Annotated in this window: 15 protein-coding genes and 1 riboswitch; of the genes, 11 read left to right on the top strand and 4 right to left on the bottom strand. The window is 51.7% G+C overall.

The window, feature by feature from the left end; translation table 11 throughout:
* Positions 1-51: 51 nt before the first annotated feature.
* Together ACZ520_RS05295 and ACZ520_RS05290 are read left to right on the top strand one after the other, a co-directional pair.
* Positions 52-561: a paraquat-inducible protein A gene (locus tag ACZ520_RS05295; protein ID WP_088565879.1), complete on the top strand. Its 510-nt coding sequence runs from the start codon at positions 52-54 to the stop codon at positions 559-561.
* Entirely contained in the window at positions 536-1,381 is an 846-nt protein-coding gene (locus ACZ520_RS05290; RefSeq protein ID WP_464127702.1) for an MlaD family protein, read from the top strand. Before ACZ520_RS05295 ends, ACZ520_RS05290 begins: the two co-directional genes overlap by 26 nt.
* A gap of 37 nt (positions 1,382-1,418) precedes the next feature.
* Here the strand turns inward: ACZ520_RS05290 and ppdK are convergent, their stop codons facing one another.
* Positions 1,419-4,130: a pyruvate, phosphate dikinase gene (gene ppdK, locus ACZ520_RS05285; protein WP_088565880.1), complete on the bottom strand. Its 2,712-nt coding sequence runs from the start codon at positions 4,128-4,130 to the stop codon at positions 1,419-1,421.
* A 290-nt stretch (positions 4,131-4,420) separates the two neighbouring features.
* Here ppdK and ACZ520_RS05280 point away from each other — a divergent pair, with 290 nt between their 5' ends.
* Both ACZ520_RS05280 and ACZ520_RS05275 read left to right on the top strand, forming a co-directional pair.
* Positions 4,421-4,729 carry a hypothetical protein gene (locus tag ACZ520_RS05280; protein WP_464127701.1) on the top strand — a complete coding sequence of 103 codons (309 nt, stop codon included), beginning with the start codon at positions 4,421-4,423 and terminating at the stop codon, positions 4,727-4,729.
* Positions 4,730-4,885: 156 nt separating this feature from the next.
* Entirely contained in the window at positions 4,886-5,389 is a 504-nt protein-coding gene (locus ACZ520_RS05275) for a hypothetical protein (protein ID WP_088565882.1), read from the top strand.
* 65 nt (positions 5,390-5,454) lie between these two features.
* Here ACZ520_RS05275 and ACZ520_RS05270 read toward each other — a convergent pair whose 3' ends face one another.
* On the bottom strand, positions 5,455-6,789 hold the full coding sequence (locus ACZ520_RS05270) for a glycine--tRNA ligase (protein WP_464127700.1): 1,335 nt from the start codon (positions 6,787-6,789) through the stop codon (positions 5,455-5,457).
* Between the two features lie 125 nt (positions 6,790-6,914).
* Between ACZ520_RS05270 and ACZ520_RS05265 the strand changes: the two genes are divergently transcribed.
* The 6 genes from ACZ520_RS05265 (at position 6,915) to ACZ520_RS05240 (ending at position 16,857) form a co-directional block, all read left to right on the top strand.
* Positions 6,915-7,268 carry a photosynthetic reaction center cytochrome c subunit family protein gene (locus ACZ520_RS05265; protein WP_417870038.1) on the top strand — a complete coding sequence of 118 codons (354 nt, stop codon included), beginning with the start codon at positions 6,915-6,917 and terminating at the stop codon, positions 7,266-7,268.
* Between the two features lie 139 nt (positions 7,269-7,407).
* Positions 7,408-10,476, top strand: coding sequence for an efflux RND transporter permease subunit (locus ACZ520_RS05260; protein ID WP_464127699.1), 3,069 nt, complete (start codon positions 7,408-7,410; stop codon positions 10,474-10,476).
* Entirely contained in the window at positions 10,473-10,895 is a 423-nt protein-coding gene (locus ACZ520_RS05255) for a YbaN family protein (RefSeq protein WP_374032347.1), read from the top strand. The genes ACZ520_RS05260 and ACZ520_RS05255 overlap by 4 nt, the downstream gene beginning before the upstream one ends.
* 118 nt (positions 10,896-11,013) lie before the next feature.
* Positions 11,014-11,418, top strand: coding sequence for a hypothetical protein (locus ACZ520_RS05250; RefSeq protein WP_416481215.1), 405 nt, complete (start codon positions 11,014-11,016; stop codon positions 11,416-11,418).
* 66 nt (positions 11,419-11,484) lie between these two features.
* A complete protein-coding gene (locus tag ACZ520_RS05245; protein WP_464127698.1) occupies positions 11,485-11,931 on the top strand; it encodes an OsmC family protein in 447 nt (148 codons plus the stop codon).
* 51 nt (positions 11,932-11,982) lie between these two features.
* Entirely contained in the window at positions 11,983-16,857 is a 4,875-nt protein-coding gene (locus tag ACZ520_RS05240) for a hypothetical protein (protein ID WP_464127697.1), read from the top strand.
* An 8-nt stretch (positions 16,858-16,865) separates the two neighbouring features.
* Here the strand turns inward: ACZ520_RS05240 and ACZ520_RS05235 are convergent, their stop codons facing one another.
* Positions 16,866-17,267, bottom strand: a complete 402-nt coding sequence (locus tag ACZ520_RS05235) for a hypothetical protein (RefSeq protein ID WP_417870041.1) — start codon at positions 17,265-17,267, stop codon at positions 16,866-16,868.
* Positions 17,268-17,335: 68 nt separating this feature from the next.
* Between ACZ520_RS05235 and ACZ520_RS05230 the strand changes: the two genes are divergently transcribed.
* Complete coding sequence (locus tag ACZ520_RS05230) at positions 17,336-18,136, top strand: Mrp/NBP35 family ATP-binding protein (RefSeq protein WP_088565891.1); 801 nt, start codon at positions 17,336-17,338, stop codon at positions 18,134-18,136.
* A 438-nt stretch (positions 18,137-18,574) separates the two neighbouring features.
* Positions 18,575-18,658: riboswitch (cyclic di-GMP riboswitch) on the top strand.
* Between the two features lie 158 nt (positions 18,659-18,816).
* On the opposite strand, the gene ACZ520_RS05225 is transcribed toward ACZ520_RS05230, so the two are convergent.
* The gene (locus tag ACZ520_RS05225) at positions 18,817-19,884 is read right to left on the bottom strand and encodes a branched-chain amino acid aminotransferase (RefSeq protein WP_464127696.1); all 1,068 of its coding nucleotides are present in this window, start codon (positions 19,882-19,884) and stop codon (positions 18,817-18,819) included.
* Between the last annotated feature and the right edge of the window lie 220 nt (positions 19,885-20,104).

Genomic DNA, 20,104 nt, shown 5'->3' with positions numbered 1-20,104 from the left:
AGTTGTGGAAATACAAATATCCCCCTTGGGTCAACGGCGTAAGATGACGAAATGAACACGCAAGCTCAGCCTTTGACGCTGGCCTTTTCCATTACGGCACTGGTGCTTTACATACCGGCGAATCTGTTCCCGTTTATGAGCATCGAACTTTATGGTCGCAAGAATACGGCGACCATCTGGGACGGCATTGTCTCGCTGGCCGAAGCGGGATCGTGGCCCATTGCCATCATCGTATTTTTAGCAAGCATTCTGATTCCCCTGCTGAAGCTTTTTATTCTTTTTTACCTGTCCTTGGATTCATCCCGCCATCATCCGAAGCTCAAAGACCAGCTTTACCGAATCGTCGAAGCTATCGGCCGCTGGTCGATGCTGGATATCTTTCTGCTGGCAATCATGATCGCGATTCTGAAGCTGGGAAAATGGGCCACCGTGGAGCCCAAACCTGGCGCACTGCTGTTTGCCCTGGTGGTGATTTTCACCATGCTGGCGTCCGCTTACTTCAACCGGGATTCCGCCCCTGCAAAGGAACAACCTCATGAATCCGGAAAAGACCGTTCGTAAAATCAGCTCGCACTGGTATGTGTGGCTGTTCCCTGTTTTTGCGGTGCTGATTTCAGCATGGCTGCTGGTGCAGTATCTGACCGGACTGGGGCCAAAGATCGAAATCTCTTTCGACGACGGCAGCCGCATCGAGGCGGAAAAAACCAGGTTGAGCTATCGGGGTGTGGAAATAGGCAGCGTGACTGACGTAAAGCTGTCAGAAGACCAAAAGAAAGTCATCGTGCATGCCCGTCTTAAAAAGGATGCAAAAAAATTCGCAGAAGAAGGCGCCAAATACTGGATCGTCACCCCCAAGGTCAGCATTCAGGGAATCACCGGCCTTGAAACCCTGATTGAAGGACCTTACATCGCTGCCCAGCCGGGCGATGGCGGTGAAAAAACCGAATTCCAGGGAAAGCAGGAAAGTGAAACCGACGACCCCTTGGAAGATACCGTGGCCTATCGGCTGGAAACCGCAAACGCGGAATCCATCAACCCCGGTGACAATGTCAGCTTCAGGGGCATGAACGTGGGCACCGTCACCAAAGTGACCTTAAGCAAGACCGCACAAACCCTGCATATACAGATCAACCTGCAAAGCAAGTACGCCCGCCTGGTGCGCACCAACACTCAGTTCTGGCGCAAAGTCGGCGTGCAGGCCAAACTGGGGCTGTTTAAATCAGAACTTAAGATCAATTCATTGGAAACACTTCTTCACGGCGGCATTGAAATGTTCACTCCGGATCCCGCCGGCGAAGTCGCCAAATACAACCACAAGTTCCCGTTACTCAGCTCGGCCCCCAAGGACTGGCAGAAATGGAACCCTTCCTTAGAAAAATAAAAAAAGCCCTCTTCATCAGAGGGCTTTTTCATTTAGCTTAGTGGATTTTCTTACCGATCAAGGCCGCGCGGGCTGCCGCCAGTCGGGCGATAGGCACACGGAACGGAGAACAAGACACGTAGTCCAGACCCACCTTGTGGAAGAACTCGATGGATTCAGGGTCACCACCGTGCTCACCGCACACGCCGACTTTCAAGTCAGGCTTCGTGCGACGGCCCAGATCCACACCCATTTTCACCAAAGAACCCACGCCCACCTGATCGATGGACATGAATGGATCTTTTGGCAGGATTCCGTGAGACACATAAGTGCCCAGGAAGCGACCGGAGTCGTCACGGGACAAGCCCAAAGTCGTCTGAGTCAGATCGTTCGTACCGAAGCTGAAGAAGTCCGCGTGTTCAGCGATAGCATCAGCGGTGATCGCAGCTCTTGGAAGCTCAATCATCGTGCCCACCGTGTATTCAAACTTCACGTTCTTTTCAGACTGAACCTTGTTCACTTCCGCAATGCTTTGTGCACGCAAAGTGTCCAGCTCTTTGTCCGTTGCCACCAGCGGGATCATGATTTCAGGAGACAATGTCTTGCCTTCTGCCATCAACTGAGCCGCCGCTTCGGCGATCGCACGAACCTGCATCTGATAAATTTCCGGATAAGTGATCGCCAAACGGCAGCCACGGTGCCCCAGCATCGGATTGAACTCGTGCAGGGATTTAACCTTGGAGCGCAGACGCTCATAGTCCGTGTTCAGGCGTTTTGCCAATTCCTTGGTTTCTTCATCCGTGTGCGGAACAAACTCATGCAGAGGTGGATCCAACAAACGGATCGTCACTGGCAGACCGTCCATGATTTTGAACAACTGATAGAAGTCTTCACGCTGCATTGGCAAAAGTTTCGCCAAAGCTTTTTCACGGTCCATTTTGTTGTCAGCAATGATCATCTCACGAACCGCATCGATGCGGTCTGCGCCGAAGAACATGTGCTCGGTACGGCAAAGACCGATACCTTCCGCCCCAAAGTTGCGCGCCGTTTGCGCGTCTTTCGGCGTGTCCGCATTGGTGCGAACTTTCAGTTTGCGAATGCCATCAGCGATTTTCATGATGCGCTCAAAGCTGCCATCCAGTTTTGGCTCGATGGTTTTAACTTCGCCCAGATAAACTTCACCCGTGGAACCATCCAAAGTGATCACGTCGCCCTTTTTCAGGACATAACCTTTCACCTTCATGGTTTCATTGCGATAATCAACTTCGATATCACCGCAACCCGCCACACAGCATTTCCCCATACCGCGAGCCACAACGGCTGCGTGGGAAGTCATACCACCACGAGTTGTCAGGATACCCTGGGCTGCGACCATGCCGGCAATGTCTTCCGGAGACGTTTCAATACGCACCAGGATGACTTTCTTGCCTTGCTCTTTCCACTCAACCGCTTCTTCTGAAGTGAAAACGATCTGGCCGTTCACCCCGCCCGGAGACGCCGGCAAACCTTTGGCCAAAGTGGTCTTTGCCGCTTTTGGATCCAAAGTCGGATGCAGAAGCTGATCCAAAGCCGCCGGGTCCAAACGCAGGATCGCTTCGTCCTGAGTGATCAACTTTTCGTCAATCATGTCGCAGGCGATTTTCAATGCGGCCGCTGCAGTTCTTTTACCGTTACGGGTTTGCAGCATCCACAAAACACCGCGTTCGATCGTGAACTCGATGTCCTGCATGTCGCGATAGTGACTTTCCAGCTTTTTATAAATTTCAACCAACTGAGCGTAAGCCTGAGGAAGAGCCTCCTCCAAAGACATCACACCCGCCGCTGCTGCGGCAACCTTCGTGATCGGTTGCGGAGTGCGGATACCCGCCACCACGTCTTCACCCTGAGCATTGATCAGGAATTCTCCGTAGAAGGCTTTTTCACCGGTGGATGGATTGCGCGTGAACGCCACACCCGTTGCGGAATCATCACCCATGTTACCAAAGACCATGGACTGAACGTTCACGGCCGTACCCCATGCCGCCGGGATCGAGTGCAATTCACGGTAAGTGATCGCACGCGGCGTGTTCCAGGAATGGAAGACCGCAGAAATCGCGCCCCAGAGCTGTTCCCAAGGATCTGCCGGGAAGGACTGACCGGTCATCTGATGAACCAGATCTTTGAACTTCTTCACCAGAAGTTTCAGGTCCTCAACCGTCATTTCGGTGTCGAGTTTGTAGTGTTTTTCCTCTTTCAGGTCTTCCAGAGTCACTTCCAGAAGTGACGAGTTCATGCCCATCACAACATCTGAGTACATCTGGATGAAACGACGGTAAGAGTCCCACGCAAAACGTGGATTGTTAGAGGACTTCGCCAAACCTTCAACAGTCTGATCATTCAGACCCAGGTTCAGGATCGTGTCCATCATGCCCGGCATGGAAGCACGAGCACCGGAGCGAACAGACACCAAAAGAGGGTTGTTCACATCACCGAATTTTTTGCCAATTTTGGATTCCACTTTATTCATGGATTCCTGAACCGCGGGACGAACCCAGTCAGGAAGTTTACCGCCGGCTTCATAGAAGTGAGCGCAGATCTCTGTAGAGATCGTGAAGCCTGGAGGAACCGGAATGCCCAAAGAGGTCATTTCGGCCAGGTTGGCGCCTTTACCGCCCAGAATGTTCTTCATGCCCGCATTGCCTTCGGATTCCCCGGCAGCAAAGAAGTACACGAACTTCTGTGGTATAGCTGTTTTGGTTGTTTGTTTGTCAGAGTTTACATTCTGGTGCATTAGTCTCCCCCACCGGAAAAGTAAAATTAGTTGTCCTGTCTATTAGACATAGAACATCCCTAAGCCCTTAATATCAATGAAATTTTGGGACCCAATATGCTCTGAGTTATAGAGCTTTCGTTCCACCCCCGGAAGGGTGTTCCGGGGCGTTCTGCTTCCCTTAAAAAACCACATGTTTATCGAGCACTTAGGAGTTTTTACAGGAAGCCCTTCCCGACCAAATCCTAACGGGTCTTTCTTCGAACCCTATGCTAGAAAAACGCGCATCATAAAAACCCAAGGAGAAATTCATGAAAAAGGCCGTTCTTGCCCTGTCTGTTTTGTTGTCCCTAAGCACGTCTTACGCTCAGGAATGCATCGTTGAAGAGGCGCAAGGCATCGCCCTGGTTTCCTCTGTTGAGGTTCTGAACGAAACGCAGTGCCGCGCCAAAATCAACGGCGTGAAGATGTTCAGCCCGTCTTACACCTGCCCGCTTTCTCTGGATGAAGTCCTGGTGTCTGGCGTGATCATCACCTGCAACCGCGTGTACGAAGGCCGCATCGACGGCGTCTTCTATCGCGACAACAGCAAAAACGACTCCAACATCTATCTGTACTAATCCGGCCCCGCCGGGCAGTGCTGGAGTGCCGGCAGGTACGCAAGCTGAAGCAGCAGGTATTCCTAAAAAGCATATTAACTTTGATTCTATGCACTTCACGCAAACGAATCAGCTTGATAGGAATACCCTCGAAATCGAAACACTCAAGGAGAGACTATGAAACACCAGATCCTGGCTTTGGCCCTGACTTTGACTTCCGCATCTGCCTTTGCGGCACCTCAATCCTATTCCCTGCCTGCTTTGAAAGAGCTTTGCGCAATGGACGCCGGCAACGAAGATGAATTCGCTTTTGAAAAAGCCTTCGCAGACGTCAGCGAGTTTGACATCAAGGAAGTTCAATCTATCAGCGACAAAGATCTGGCGATGGTGAACGCTCACTTGGTGGATCATGAATACACCCCGAAGGCCCTTACCTTTGCTGAAATCAAAGCTTTGTTCGGCCCAGACGGTGATCAAAGCTACAATGATCTGTATGTTATCACTTTCAAATCCAAAACCACCGGCCGCGTCTACACTCACGTGAAAACCTATCCGGGCGACAATCCTTATGGATTGATCTTTGATAACAAAACCTTGAAGCCTGTGGCTCACAATGGCGATGGCAGCATCGTGCTTCTGACCAACAACGGTTCTTACAGCTGCTGGGAACTGGACAAATAAGCTCACCGAGCTTGTGATATGATGGAAATAAAAAAAGGGAGTGCGATGCACTCCCTTTTTGTTTTTTAGAACGCTTTCAGCTTGGCTGCGATGTAAGCGTTCAACTGAGTGATCGCCACGCGCTCTTGAGTCATCTTGTCACGGTGACGAACGGTCACTGCCTGATCGTTGATGGTGTCAAAGTCGACAGTCACACAGAACGGGGTTCCGATCTCATCCTGACGGCGGTAACGTTTACCGATAGACTGGGATTCGTCGTAGTTCACGTCGAAGTCTTCAGCCAACTGGTCACGCAGTTTTTCAGAGATAGAGCTCAGTTCCTCTTTCTTGGACAGTGGCAGAACCGCCACTTTGAACGGAGCGATGTCCGGGTGCAGACCCATCACCACGCGCACGTCCTCTTTCCCCGCTTCATCTGTGGTCACTTCTTCACGGTAAGCATCACACAGGAACGCTAGGAACAGACGGTCACAGCCCACGGCTGTTTCGATCACGTAAGGGATGTATTTCTTTTTGTTCGGTTCGTCGAAGTACTCCAGGTTTTTGCCCGAGAATTTCATGTGCTGGGACAAGTCGAAGTCCGAACGGTTGTGGATACCTTCCAGCTCAGAGAAGCCCATTGGGAACTTGAACTCCACGTCCACCGCCGCTTTCGCATAGTGCGCCAGCTTGTCGTGGTCCTTGAATTTCAAATTCTCTGGCTTGATGCCGTACTTGATATAGAAGTTCCAGCGACGCTCTTTCCATTCTTTGAAGAATTGTTCGTCGGTGCCCGGCTCGACAAAGTATTGCATTTCCATCTGTTCAAATTCACGCGTGCGGAAGATGAAGTTTCCTGGCGTGATTTCGTTACGGAAGGATTTACCAATCGCCGCGATACCAAATGGAATCTTGTAACGGGAAGCCTGCTGACAGTTCTGGAAGTTCACGAAGTGACCTTGAGCAGTTTCCGGACGCAGATATACCACGCTGCCGGAATCTTCCAACGGACCCATGTGAGTTTTGAACATCAGGTTGAAGGATCTTTCTTCAGAAAGATTCTTGCTGCCGCAGTTCGGGCATTTTTTTTCGTTGATATAGGAATCGGTGTTATCCGCACGGAAGCGTGTTTTACACTCTTTACAGTCCACCAATGGATCCGAGAAACCATCCACGTGACCGGAAGCTTTCCACACCATCGGGTGCATCAGGATCGCGGCATCCAGACCCACGATGTCAGGTCTGCGGGTCATGGCATTCCACCAAGCGCGCTTCACATTCAATTTCATCAAAGAACCCAGAGGACCGTAATCCCAGCAACTTCCAAGACCGCCATAGATCTCACTGGATTGGAATACAAAACCACGACGTTTGCTGAGGCTCACAAGAGTGTTTAGGTCCTCAAGATGCTTAATTTTCATGCAGGGCTCCAAGTTTTGAAAAAGGGACAAAGTCCCGGTGCTTATCGTTACACTTGGGTCCAGAACCAGTCAAGAAATCAGGGTCTTGCCTTGCCTGAGGGCGGGTCCTCGGACAAGCTATTCCTATGCAGTGCATCCGAAAATGGCTCGCCCTTCCATTCTTGCTGGTCCTTCTGATTCCTCAGGCTCACTCCGAGTCTGTGTCCAAATTTGTGACAAAAGAAGAAAAAATCCGTGAAGAGATGATTGTGATCTCGCGCGAACTGGGTGTGACCTGCAATGCCTGCCACAATGTTCAAAACTTCAAAGCAGATGACAAAAAAGCCTTTAAAGTCGGCAAGGAGCATATGAAATTGACTCAGATGCTTCGTGAAAACGGCATGGACGGCAAGAAGAGCGCCAAAGCCACCTGCTACATGTGCCATCGCGGCAAACTGATGCCTGACTACAAAGAGCCAGCTAACGCGAAAGCTTTCTAGATATTCCCGTTTTTTCACAAAAAAGTCCTCTGGGTGTGAACCTCACCCTCCTTCTTTTCGTCTAAACTGACATGCCTTAATGTCCCCGCATTGACTCCGTCGCCAATTGGGGAAAAATGTATTGTGCGAAAGGACCACTATGAACCTGATTGACCTCTCGATTCGACGCCCGGTGTTTGCATGGGTTCTCATGTTTGCATTGATTGTTTTTGGTGCCATCTGCATGAACCGCATGGGTATCTCGCAACTGCCGGACGTGGACTTCCCTATCGTCAGCGTTTCTGTGGACTATGAAGGAGCCGCTCCTGAAATCGTCGAAGCCGAACTGTTGGATCCTATCGAGGAACGCCTGCTCGCCATCGAGGGCATCAAGGAAATGCGCTCTTCCGCCCGTCAGGGTTCCGGCTCTGTCACCCTGGAGTTTGATATCAATCGAAATGTCGACGTAGTTTTGCAGGAAGTGCAAACCGCCCTCAGCCGCATGCGCTGGCCGCCGGGTGTGGACCCTGCCACCATCCGCAAACAAAACCCCGAGGAAGACCCGATCATCATCCTTTCAGTCTATGGCGAAGCCGAACTGCGCGACATGATCAACTGGACTGAAAACTATCTGCTGGATCAGGTGCGTTTCTTGGAAGGCGTCGGCGAGGTCAGCATCGGCGGATTCAGTCAGCGCAACCTGCGTATCTGGGTTGACACAAAAAAACTATCCGCACTGTATCTGACTCTGACTGATGTGGTGGATGCCATCAGCACTCAGCACCTTGAAAGTGCTGCGGGTCAATTCACCGAAGGCGAACGCGAACTGCGTGTGCGCTGGCTGGGTGAAGCCACCAACGTCAACGATGTCGCCAACATTCAGATTCTGCGCCGGGGCGGTCAGCGCATTCATGATCGCGAGATCTTTATCCGCGATGTTGCCCGCGTCGAAGACGGTCTGTCAGACATCCGCCGGGTGGCCCGGGTGGATGGCCGCGAAGCCGTCTCGATCATCGTGCGCAAGCAGCGTGGCACCAACGAGGTCACTGTTGCCAACGAGGTCCGCGCCAAACTGAACAGCATCAAAGACACCTTTCCCAAGGGTTTTGACTTCCGCGTGAACGTCGACTTTACCCGTCCGACAGATGCCACCGTAAAACTGACCATTGAAAAGCTGTGGGTGGCGGCTCTGATCACCATTTTGATCTGTTTCCTGTTCCTGGGAAGTATTTCGGCTGCCGTCAATATCCTGTTCTCGATCCCGACTTCCATTGTCGGCACGTTCACGATTTTATATTTCTCGGGGTTCACCCTGAATCTCTTCACCTTGCTGGCGCTGACGCTGTCGATTTCCATCGTCGTGGACGACGCGATCATGTTGCTGGAAAATATCGTGCGCCACTATCGCATGGGAAAACCTTCGGCCAAAGCCGCCTCGGATGGATCGAAAGAGGTCCTTCCCGCTGCGGTCGCCGCGACCTTGGCGGTCATCGCCGTGTTCCTGCCGGTCGTGTTTATGGATGGCATCATCGGGAAGTTCTTCTTCCAGTTCGGTGTGACAATGAGTGCTGCGGTGTCCTTGTCCTTGCTTGAAGCCGTGACCATCACGCCGATGCGTGCCGCGGCCCTGCTGTCCAGCGAGCCGAAGGTTTCCAAACTGGAACACTGGCTGGATGAGTTGTTTGAAAAGTTCGCGCATTCCTATCAGAAGGTTCTGCACGGAACTTTGCGATTCAAATACGTGGTGGTGATCGGCTCACTGATCTTCTTCGTGGTTTCTCTGTTCCTGGTGGCGAAAGTACGTCAGGAATTCGTTCCTGCACAGGATCAGGACTTTATCATCATCAATGCCCAGATGCCTCCGGGCACTTCACTTGAAAAAACCAGCCGCGAGGCTGAAAAGATCGAGGCCATCCTGAAGCAGGATGCTTCGGTGGAAGGCTTTGTCGTTTCTGTCGGTGGCGGCGGCGGTGGATCCAACGTCAATCAGGTCTTCCTGCCGGTGGCATTGAAAGCCCGTGCGGACCGCCAACAAGGTCACCTTGAGATCATGAACAAATGGCGTGCTGAATTCCGCAAACTGAAAGACATGCGTGTTTCCATGCGTGATATTTCAGCGCGAAACCTTTCTTCCGGCCGTCAAAATCCCCTGGCAATCAATCTGCGCGGACCGGATTTGAATGTTCTGTTTGAAAAATCCCAGGAGCTGATGGACCGTCTGGAAAAAGAAAACCTGGCCGTGGACCTGGATTCGGATTTCCGCAAAGGGATTCCGGAACTTGTTCTGACCCCGGACCGCAAAGCGATGGCGGCGCGTGGTGTTTCGGTGGAAGATGTGGGCCGCATCCTTTCTGCCGGCGTCGGGGGCTTGCGTGAAGGCCGCTACACCGCCGATGGCCGCCGCTATGACATCCGCTTTAAATTCCTGGAAGACCAGATCCAGCAGCCGGAAGATTTCAAAAAACTTTACGTGCGCAATAACTTCGGAAATCTGATCCCGCTTTCACAGCTGGTGAAGATCGAAGAACAATCCGCTATTCAGGGTATCAGCCGTGTGAATCGTCAGCGTGCGATTTCGGTTTTCGGAAACCTTGCGCCGGGTCAGTCCCAGGCGGCGGTTCTGGAACGTGCCAGTGCGATTGCCAAAGAGATTCTGCCCACGGGTTATTCCTTCGCTCTGGAAGGGGCTTCTGCCGGATTTGCCGACTCGTTCAAGAGTCTTTATTCCGCGATGCTGGTCGGTATCCTGGTGGCGTATCTGATTTTGGCAGTGCAGTTCAACTCGTTCATTCATCCCGTGTCTGTCCTGGTCGCATTGCCTTTCAGCGTGACCGGAGCCCTGGTCGCCCTGTGGGCATTTGATGTGTCGCTGAATCTTTTCAGCTTCATCGGTCTGATCGTTCTGATGGGGATTGCCAAAAAGAACTCGATTCTGCTGGTGGAGTTCACCAATCAAGTTCGCTATCACGGGGAAAAGGACATTTCCAAAGCCCTGCTGCAAGCCTGCCCGATTCGTCTGCGCCCGATTCTGATGACTTCCGTGGCCACTGTCGCCGCCGCCTTGCCGCTGGTCATCGGTCATGGTATCGGTTCTGAAACGCGTGTACCGATGGGTCTGTCGATCATTGGTGGCACGATCGTTTCAACACTTTTGACTTTGTTTGTGGTGCCGGCTCTTTATCTGATGCTTTCCCCGCTTGAAAGTAAAAAGAAAGAGGTCCATCTGTGAAACTGATCAAGCAGACAAGAAGAACCGCCTACTTTGTGGCAGGCTGGATCTTTCTGGGGTTGGGATTTATCGGCATCTTTTTGCCGCTGCTTCCGACAACCCCGTTTCTGCTTTTGACCGCTTTCTGTTTTGCGCGAAGCTCGATCCGCTGGCACAAATGGCTCTTGGCTCAGCCGCACATGGGGCCGTTGATCTTGGACTGGCAAAAACACGGGGTGATCCGCACGCGTGCGAAACTGATGGCCACTGGGTTGATGGTGCCTCTGGTTTCATTATCCTTGTTCTTTGGGAACGTTCCTCTTTACGCCAAAATATCCGCGGCTGTCGTGTGCACCTGCGTTCTGGTTTTCATCTGGACAAGGCCTTCGCAGGCCACGGACAGGCGTGCCAGTAAGCGGCACATCGACATTCCAGAGTGAGAATGTTGTTCTCTAGGCCCTTTAAGTTTGTTCTAAGCTGCGCACAAAGCTTGCTCCTTCATAAAAGAATGAAGGAGTGTGGATGCACTGGCCTTGTTTAATTCTCATTTTGGGACTGATGATTTCGGGCTCTGCCTTGGCGCAGGAATCACGCCCGGTTTCATCCGACGGTTTGTTCCGCCTGAACAGCGGCACCGACAACTGCCCGTTTGAAATCGAGCGCAGCCAGGACTGCGATGGCTTTGCTATGCATCCTTCGTCCAATGGAGTGGCCCACGAAAGTGTGCGCTTTTGCCAGATCAATAAAGGTTTCAAGGTTCAGCAAAAACCCGGGCAAAAAATCTTAAGCGAAGTTGTCAGCCGCGACAACTATGTGCGCAAACAGGAAACCACGATCTATATCGACAAAGACAATTCACTCAGCCTGATGCAGGAAGACACCGTCATTCAGGAAGGGCCTGATAAATTCCTCTGGGAGCACAGCCGCAACGGACGTGGGTTTAGCTGTCTTTATTCAAAATAGTCTTGTCATTGTAAATCCCTGCTCTAAAATCAGACCCATCTTCTGCACCTTACAAAGGATGGGTTCATGCGCGCACAGGTTAAACGAATTGACGGTCACCATTTTAGATTTAATGTTCGCGGCATGGAAGGCGACATCGACGTCACAGCTCCCGATCAAACTCCACAAGGGCCGACTCCGAAAGAAATGCTGCTGGCGGCTTTGTGCTGCTGTACGGGTACTGATGTCATCGATCTGATGGCGAAGTTTCAGGTGCAGTATGAATCATTCGAACTGGAAGCCAAAGCCCCACTGACAGACAAACATCCAAAAGTTTTTTCCCGCATTGATTTAAGTTATCAGGTGAAGGGTTCTGCGATCGACGCGACTCAAGTGGCGGAAGCGGCCAAGCGCTCGACCCACCAGTACAGTGGAACGGCGGCGATGCTTTCCAAGGCCTGCCCGATTTTCTATTCGGTGTGGGTGAACGGCGAAAAAGTCGCTGAAGATCAGGTTCAGTTTGTATCAATTTAAGACTTAAAGGTTTTTCTAAACAACGTGAGGATTTCTTCCGATGAATACCTCATGAAACACCTGGAACGTCTCGGATCATCTGGCATTATCTTGCTTTTGCTACCGCTTTTACTGGCGGGATGCAATATCACTGCAAAACTTCAGGACCTGCTGAGCTCCGACGCAGGCTCGGCCGAACTTAAAATCGCCGACAAAGAACCCTATATCATTGTCAACGCCAGCAATGTCTCAAACAAAATCATCTCCGGCTCGTGCGCCAACGACGAAGGCTCAGTGCAAATCAAAATAGAATCCAGCCATCGGGGGGCCGCGACCTGCCTCAACCACCAATGGTCCTGGACCTATGATTTTTCTGCGCTGCCAGACTCAAACAATCTGACACTAGAGGCTGTCGAAGTTCTATCTTCCGGCGAAACCCGGATCGCAACCGCTCAGATTCTTAAAGACACAGTTCTGCCCCAACTTAGCAATCTCGACAATCTGCTAATTCCGGCCGAACCGCAGCCCGTGACATGGAGCTGCCTGGACCCCGCGGACCTTTGCCAATTTCGCTATCTTGACAGCAGTTCTCCGGCTTTCGTTTTTATCACAGAAGCTTTTGCCGGAGCCAATAATACAACTCTCACCACACCGGGTATTCGCTACCTTTACCTTCAAGCCGCCGATAAGGCCCAAAATCTTTCGACTCCGCTTCAAGTTCAGGTTTATGTGGGATCCCCCCGCATCTTTATTGGCAGTCTGATCAAGTCCACAACATTAAGTGGCGTAGAGGATCTGAACATCCTGGCTCCGTCTTCACTGCCAGAAATGGCCCTGTTCAACAATCAAACCTGCACGGGGGCTCCGACTTGGGTCAGCACAGAAACATTTATTGAGAATTGGATTCTGGATGCCGGTGCCCAAGGCGGCACAGCCTATGTCAGTGTCAAATTCCGCACAGCCGCACAGGATGAATCCCCCTGTTACCATGACTCCATTCAGTGGCCGACCTACACAACTCACACGATGTGTACCGATACGATCTCCAGTCTTGCCCGCGGGCGCATTGTGGACTCGGGCGGTTTGGCATCGGGATATCAAAATGACGAGCTCTGCGCGATTGACCTTACACTGACAGGACCCGCCACTTTTTTTGTTGATCTGTTTGATACCGAAAGCGGCTATGACTTTGTAAGAATATACGATAACGGCACCGAGGTCTTCGGTGCCTCCGGGAACCCGGAAACGACGCTCGTGAATACGACCTCAAACAATGTTCGTGTTGAATTTGAATCCGACGGCAGCGTGACCGACGCAGGATTCAATCTTCGTTGGGAAACAGCCAGCGCGGCTCTGGCCATCCCGCCTGTCATGACCTTGAACGGCGGTGACCCGATCGCTGTCAGTGCGACTGTCAGTGTGACACTCAATGCCCCGGCATCCATGAGCCAGACCTATCTGACCGAAGATCCCACCTGTGCCAACGGAGGAAGTTGGACGGCTTTTGCCGCTAACACAAACTGGACATTCTCTGACACCACCTCGGGTCCCAAAGAGCTCTATGTTAAATTCCGCGATCCATTTAGCAGCGAAACCTTTTGCTCCGATGCAACGGTGACTTTGGAAGTTCCCGAAATCTTCATTGACTATCCTGCCACTACCGACAAAATCGGCAACTCGATGGAGCTGGGGGGCTATTGCTCTGTCCCGAACAAGCAAGTTCAAATCAGTGGAACCCTCAGCGCGACCACCAATTGCACCGTGGATCAAGAGTGGTACTACACCTTGGATACTTCCGCGCTGGCCAACAATTCACCTTTGAATATCACGGCAACACTCAAAGACAGTACTGTCAATTTGGCGAGTGACAGCAAGACCTTCACCATCACCCGCACACTTTCAATTCAATCGCCGACCAGTGGAACCACTATTGGACCCAACACACAGTTCAGTGGCACCTGTAATGTCGAAGGAGCCACCATCAGCATCACAAGTCCCATCACGGCTTCAACCACCTGTACTGGTGGCGTGTGGTCTTCGACCTTCAGTGTTCCCGGAGCCGACGGAGCCGCCATCACATTCACAGCGCATTTAATTCATAATGCGATCATTCAGGAAACCAAAACCACGAACTACACTTTGTCCACCGCACCGCCCACTATTCAGATCACAGGCGCGCCTTCGGGCATCAGTGTAATGACCTCGGTGAGTCTGAATTTCGGTGGGACCAATGTCAGTGCTTTCCGATATAAATTCGGGACTTCTGTGGATTGTTCATCCTCCACCGGCTATACCGCCGAAGCTGCTGCTCCCGCCAGTCGCACTCTGGATCTGTCCGCCCTTTCAAACGGCAATGTCACCGTCTGTGCCATCGGAAAAAGTGGTGTGAACGGACTTTGGCAGGATTTTGCCTCTGCAACCAATGTCAGCTGGACAAAAGATTCTGAGGTTGTGGCTTCGATCACCTCGAAAAATATTTCCATTACCGAAGGATCCACCAACAACACAGTGACCTTTACACTGTCTGGCACCAAAACTTACGATGTGAAAGTTTACTATAATTATTTTGGCGATCAGATCTATATGGTCGACCACAATCTTGCGCCCGGATTCGTCACCATCCCGGCAGGTTCCCTGTCAGCATCCATTTCTTATGACACTTTCGATAATGGTCTGACTGAAAATGATCGCAATCTCAGAATCTTTATCAGTCACACTGACCAAGCGGCGGTCCGCATCGGCACCACAAGTTTGGTCTATCATCTGATCAAGGACGACGATTCAGTCTTCACAACGGCGACCAAAATTGTTTCTGCTCGTTACAATCAATGTGCCATTTATTCTGACGGACGAATGTTCTGCTGGGGCGACAACTACTATGGTCAGCTGGGCATCGGCCACAAAAACCGCGTCAGCACCCGGGTGGAGCCTCTGGCGGGCTTCACCGTACTGGATGTTTCCATCACTGACCAATACTTCTGTGCCATCACCACAGCAAAAAAACTCAAATGCTGGGGGTACAACAATTATGGGCAGCTGGGTAACGGTAACAACATCGAACAGACCAGCCCAGTCGACATCGATAGCAGCGAAAATTATATCCAAGTTTCCACGGCTTCTATGGGCGCCTGTGCCTTGACCGAGTTGGGTAAAGTCAAATGCTGGGGCCGCAACAATTCCGGAAGTATCGGCGACGGAACGACAACCGACCGGAATACCCCGGTCGTGATAGATGGAACCGTCACCTACACAAGTATTCACAGAAAATCCTCCACCGCGTGCGGGATCACGGATACGCAGGTGCTGAAGTGCTGGGGTGGAAACAGTCAACAGCAAATCGTTCCCGGCAGCACAACCAATGTGCTTTCGCCAACAGTTGTGGACGCTGGCACAAGCTATGTTTCAGTCGCCGGCGGCTCGACTATTTGCGGTGTGACGACGGGGCAAAAGCTGAAATGCTGGGGCTGGAATGGAAACTCGGTAGTTGGCGCCATGACGGGAACCAATCCGGTCGTCAGCCGCACAACCATTGATGCCGCCACCGACTATCTTGCTGTCTCGGATGAAAGCGGCTATCGCTGTGCGATCACTGCCGCCAATGATTTGAAATGCTGGGGTGAAGTGCGAGGCACCGTCAGCTCGGAACAAGTCACGGTTCTGACCACACCCACGCTGGTCAACGATGGTATCAAATACACACAAATATCCATGGCATCATACGGCGCTTGCGGAATTTCCACTGACGGACAAATTGTCTGCATGGGGGACAACTACAACAACTGGTTTGAACCTGTGCCGGTCTTTGACATGGTTCCCCTGGATCCAAATACAACGATTGCCCACTATGGTGTGGGCTCTGCCGGAGCCTGTGCGATCAAAAGCAATGGCCAGGCCGTGTGCGTGGGAAGCTATGCGGGATCCGGGTACACAGTTTCCACACCGGCCGTTGTGGATAATGGCTCCGACTTTACCGGCGGAAAGGCCTCCCCTTCCAACAACGGCAGCTGTGTCATCAATGGCAGCGGACGCATGATGTGTGCCGGTGCCAATGGCTTCGGTGCCGTGGGGAATGAATCCATGGATTCTTCCGTTCAATACATGTCGGTGGTGGCTCCTTCCGTGAGCTTTGCCATGACGGCCCGGGAAACTTTCTATTGCGGCTACGGTCTTTCCACTGCTGGAAAGCTGTATGCCTGGGGAGCAGAATCAAACTGCCCTAGTCGAACTCCGACAATGGTGGATGCGGGCACATCCTACAGAACTGACTCTTTGGTTGTTGCCAGCAGTCTGGCCTGCGCCATCACGACAGGCGATCAGATCAAGTGCTACGGCTATGACGACGGCAAAGGCCATCTGGGCGGGGTCTCGCGCACCACGCCGACTGTTCTGGATGGCGGGACTCTTTATAAATCGATTGCTGTCTCTTATTCGCATATCTGTGGACTGACTTCTGCGGATAAGCTGAAATGCTGGGGGGCCAACAACCAGGGTAAGGTCGGAAATGGCACGACCACCAATACCAGCGTCCCTTACACCGTCGACTCAACTGAAAATTTCACGAAGCTGAGTGTAGGGACCAACGCGGTTTGCGCCATCACCAGCGGACAGGTTTTGAAATGCTGGGGCTACTGGGGTGATTATACCGGCAACTTGACGGTCACCTCTCCGACTGTGGTCAACGGCAGCGAATCCTATTTGGATATTCAGGTCGGCAGCAATTCGGCCCTAGGACTGACCACCAGTGGAAAATTGCATTATTGGCCCGCCGCCCGATTTGACCTGGCTCCGCTGGCGATTGCTTCAAGCCAGAACTTCACCAGCATCAAAGGTCACGGTGAAGGTGGTCTATACTGCGCAATGAATTCGTCGGCGAATCTGTGGTGCTCAAAAAACAAATGGGATGGGAATTTCGTCTCAACTCCGCGCTACATGCCGTACCGACGATAGTAAGTGGCCTAGGCGGATTTATTTAGAATGGCTTTGTAAGCCGTCTCCAGAAACTCCAGGGATTCTTTGTCGCTGCGGCGAATTGCAGTCTGATAGGCTTCAGTGACCAGCTTCAGCGACGCTCCGGCCGGAACGCCCAAAACCTCGTACGCATCCCAACTGTGCCCGTTGTAATTAAACATCACATTCAAAGACTTGGTTTTAGCGCCAGATAGATCAGGATGAACCTGAGGCGCTGCAGCCTGACGACGCAAAGGCTCAAGACCCGCCTTTTCAGGGGGAGCTGCCTCCATCAGAGGGGGAGCGCTGTCCTTCGCATTCAAGTTCAGCTGCGTCGGCCGACGGCTGCCTCCTCGAGAAAGAAGATACCAGGCAATGAAAGCCCCCGCTCCCACTAGGTTCAATGTCAAAAAGTCTTGGCTATTCATCCAAGTTCTATTATTGGTTGTGTGGACAAAATTAGCAAGGAGTCCCATTCATGGCAGCCCCAAATCCTTTTGAAAAGCAGACCGCGATTCCCGGAGTGAAACATATTATCGCCGTAAGTTCCGGCAAGGGTGGCGTGGGTAAAAGTACTGTGGCAACGAATCTTGCCATGGCTTTGGGCAGAAAAGGCGGCAAAGTCGGCCTTTTGGATGCGGATATCTATGGTCCCAGCATTCCTCGTATGTTGGGTACGCTCGCGCAAAAACCTCAAATCAATCCGGACACCAATCAACTGGAGCCGGTGGTCCGCTACGGCATCAAACTGATGAGCATTGGCTTCCTGGTCGAGGAAGGTGCGGCAGTCGTTTGGCGTGGACCTATGTTGTTTAAAGCGATGGACCAATTCCTGCGCGACGTAAACTGGGGCGAGTTGGACTATCTGGTTGTGGACCTGCCTCCGGGCACAGGTGACATCCAACTGACCCTGGCCCAGAAAGTTCCAGTGTCTGGTGCAGTGATGGTTTCCACTCCACAGAACGTGGCGTTGGTGGATGTGAAAAAAGCCGTCGACATGTTTGCCCGTGTGAACGTGCCTTTGCTGGGCATGGTTGAAAACATGGCCTATATGATCAACCCGGCCAACGGCGAAAAAATGCAGTTGTTCCCGAAGGGCGAAATCGATTCCTACGCCCAATCCAAAGGCATCAACAAACTGGGTGAGATTCCTTTCAACCCGTCTGTGGGTCTGGCGTGCGAAGCCGGAATTCCAATCGTTGAAGCCAACAGCAACGGCGCCGAAGCGCAAGCCTTCATGAAAATCGCCGACGAAATTCGCGAATTGCTGCCGGTATAATTAATTTTCCGTCTCCAATTTCAAATTTTCCAATTTCCAATCTCCAAAAAGCCCCTCGATGAGGGGCTTTTTTTTGTTTCAAGTCTGAACAAATCCCCGTCTGTTTTCCCACGCTGATACGTAAATCTGACGTAATTTGAGAATCGAACGGGGTGCTCTTGAAAATAAAACTTTGGTCGAGCTATCCTGATTTTGTTGAAACCACAAGGCTCGGGAGACTTACCTCGGGTAAGTGAACGCTAGTAGGGCCAAGCGAAGGAGGACACGGATGAGAGCACATGACCATCACGATGACGAACTGAAGTGAAGACGCGTCACCAGGATTACTACGCAGAGGTTGGGTTCATGCCTCTCTAAAGAAGAATGGACTGGTTGGATCTGATGAATAACTCATAAGGAGGTTCCTAGGGTTATACTCGTTAGGATATAGATCCTTCCTTTGCCTCAAGGCAAACCGTCGGAAACGGCGGGACGCAAAGCTAAAGGGGTGTCGGTGCAAAGCCACGCCAGCCAGCTGCCAAAGGTCATGAGTCACCTGAGGAATCAGAGGTGTGCATATGGAAGGAACAAATACATACAAGGATTGGTTTCATTCCCCTTAGCTAGCGAGTTATCACTGACGATTCCTCGCTAGCACTTTTTTTGGCGAACGAATTTCTTAAGACAAAATCCCTAAAAAATTATTTTTTCAAAGGAACAAGCCAGTTCAGGCTGTCGGCTTGAGCGCCACGCTGGATCGCCGTGATCTCATTGTAAAGCTGCGTGCTCAACGGACCGTTTTCGTTGTTATTGATGGTCCAGTCTTTCCCCTGATAGTGCAAAACACCCACTGGGGAAATAACCGCCGCCGTCCCCGTGCCGAAGGCTTCTTTCAGTTCACCTTTTGCCAGACGGTCGACCACTTCCGCGATGGTGATTCGTCTTTCCACCACCGGCAGATTCTTGGAGCGCAACAACTGCAGAATCGCATCGCGGGTCCCACCGGACAGAATGCTGCCGTTCAATGCCGGAGTGACGATTTCATTATCAAAGACGAAGAACACATTCATCGTGCCCACTTCTTCAATTCCCTGATGTTCCACATCCAGCCACAACACCTGGGCATAGCCCTTTTTCTTGGCTTCCAAGGCGGCTTTCAGACTGGAAGCATAGTTCGCCCCGGCCTTCACCGCCCCCAGGCCCCCTGGAGCTGCGCGCAGATACTTTTCCTCGGTCCAAATCTTGATCGGCTTGGTGCCTTCAGAATAATAAGAACCCACCGGGGAAAGCAGAATAAAGAACATGGTTTCACGAGAAGGACGAACCCCCAGGAACGGCTCCGAACCAATCAGGGTCGGACGAATATACAAAGACGTGTTAGGCCCCTTCGGAATCCAGCGCTCATCAGCCGCCACAACCTGGTGCAAACCTTCCATGAAAAGATCCATCGGCGGAGCTTCCAGACACAGGCGAGCCGCGCCTTCAGCCAAGCGGTGATAGTTGAACTCCGGACGGAAGAAGACCACTTCGCCGTCTTCCTTACGGAAGGCTTTCATGCCTTCAAACAAAGCCTGACCATAATGGAATACAGAAGCCCCAGGATCCAGGGAAAGCGGCCCGTAAGGAACCACGCCGGCTTCAGACCAGCCTTTACCTTCCGTGTATTTAGCCACAAACATGTGGTCAGAAAAGTGCTGCCCGAATCCAAGTTGATCAGAGGGCGGAAGGGCTTTCGGAGTGGTGGTCAGATTCTTCGTAATTGTGGTCATAGGAAGGAACTATCGAACATGATGAGAATGGTCAAACATCGATTGTTCTTTTTTACTTTTTAACAGAAAACTCACCTTCCCCCGACTAACGCCCTGCAAACTTTGGCCCTCTTGTTTCACTCTGAAACACTCGCGGAACCTCTTGTTAGAACTTCTCGCATATTAACGAATCGTCATTGTAAAAAACTGCGATTTTTGGTCAAAAAACCGATAAGAAGTA

Source organism: Bdellovibrio sp. BIS2, assembly GCF_055398295.1.
This window is presented reverse-complemented; position numbering and strand designations above follow the sequence as displayed.

Bases quoted from the DNA above. Each gene is read 5' to 3' on its own strand.
- ACZ520_RS05275 (WP_088565882.1), top strand. From the start codon at position 4,886: ATGAAACACCAGATCCTGGCTTTGGCCCTGACTTTGACTTCCGCATCT.
- ACZ520_RS05265 (WP_417870038.1), top strand. From the start codon at position 6,915: ATGCAGTGCATCCGAAAATGGCTCGCCCTTCCATTCTTGCTGGTCCTT.
- ACZ520_RS05295 (WP_088565879.1), top strand. From the start codon at position 52: ATGAACACGCAAGCTCAGCCTTTGACGCTGGCCTTTTCCATTACGGCA.
- ACZ520_RS05260 (WP_464127699.1), top strand. From the start codon at position 7,408: ATGAACCTGATTGACCTCTCGATTCGACGCCCGGTGTTTGCATGGGTT.
- ACZ520_RS05230 (WP_088565891.1), top strand. From the start codon at position 17,336: ATGGCAGCCCCAAATCCTTTTGAAAAGCAGACCGCGATTCCCGGAGTG.
- ACZ520_RS05290 (WP_464127702.1), top strand. From the start codon at position 536: ATGAATCCGGAAAAGACCGTTCGTAAAATCAGCTCGCACTGGTATGTG.
- ACZ520_RS05225 (WP_464127696.1), bottom strand. From the start codon at position 19,884: ATGACCACAATTACGAAGAATCTGACCACCACTCCGAAAGCCCTTCCG.
- ppdK (WP_088565880.1), bottom strand. From the start codon at position 4,130: ATGCACCAGAATGTAAACTCTGACAAACAAACAACCAAAACAGCTATA.
- ACZ520_RS05245 (WP_464127698.1), top strand. From the start codon at position 11,485: ATGCGCGCACAGGTTAAACGAATTGACGGTCACCATTTTAGATTTAAT.
- ACZ520_RS05280 (WP_464127701.1), top strand. From the start codon at position 4,421: ATGAAAAAGGCCGTTCTTGCCCTGTCTGTTTTGTTGTCCCTAAGCACG.
- ACZ520_RS05240 (WP_464127697.1), top strand. From the start codon at position 11,983: ATGAAACACCTGGAACGTCTCGGATCATCTGGCATTATCTTGCTTTTG.
- ACZ520_RS05250 (WP_416481215.1), top strand. From the start codon at position 11,014: ATGATTTCGGGCTCTGCCTTGGCGCAGGAATCACGCCCGGTTTCATCC.
- ACZ520_RS05270 (WP_464127700.1), bottom strand. From the start codon at position 6,789: ATGAAAATTAAGCATCTTGAGGACCTAAACACTCTTGTGAGCCTCAGC.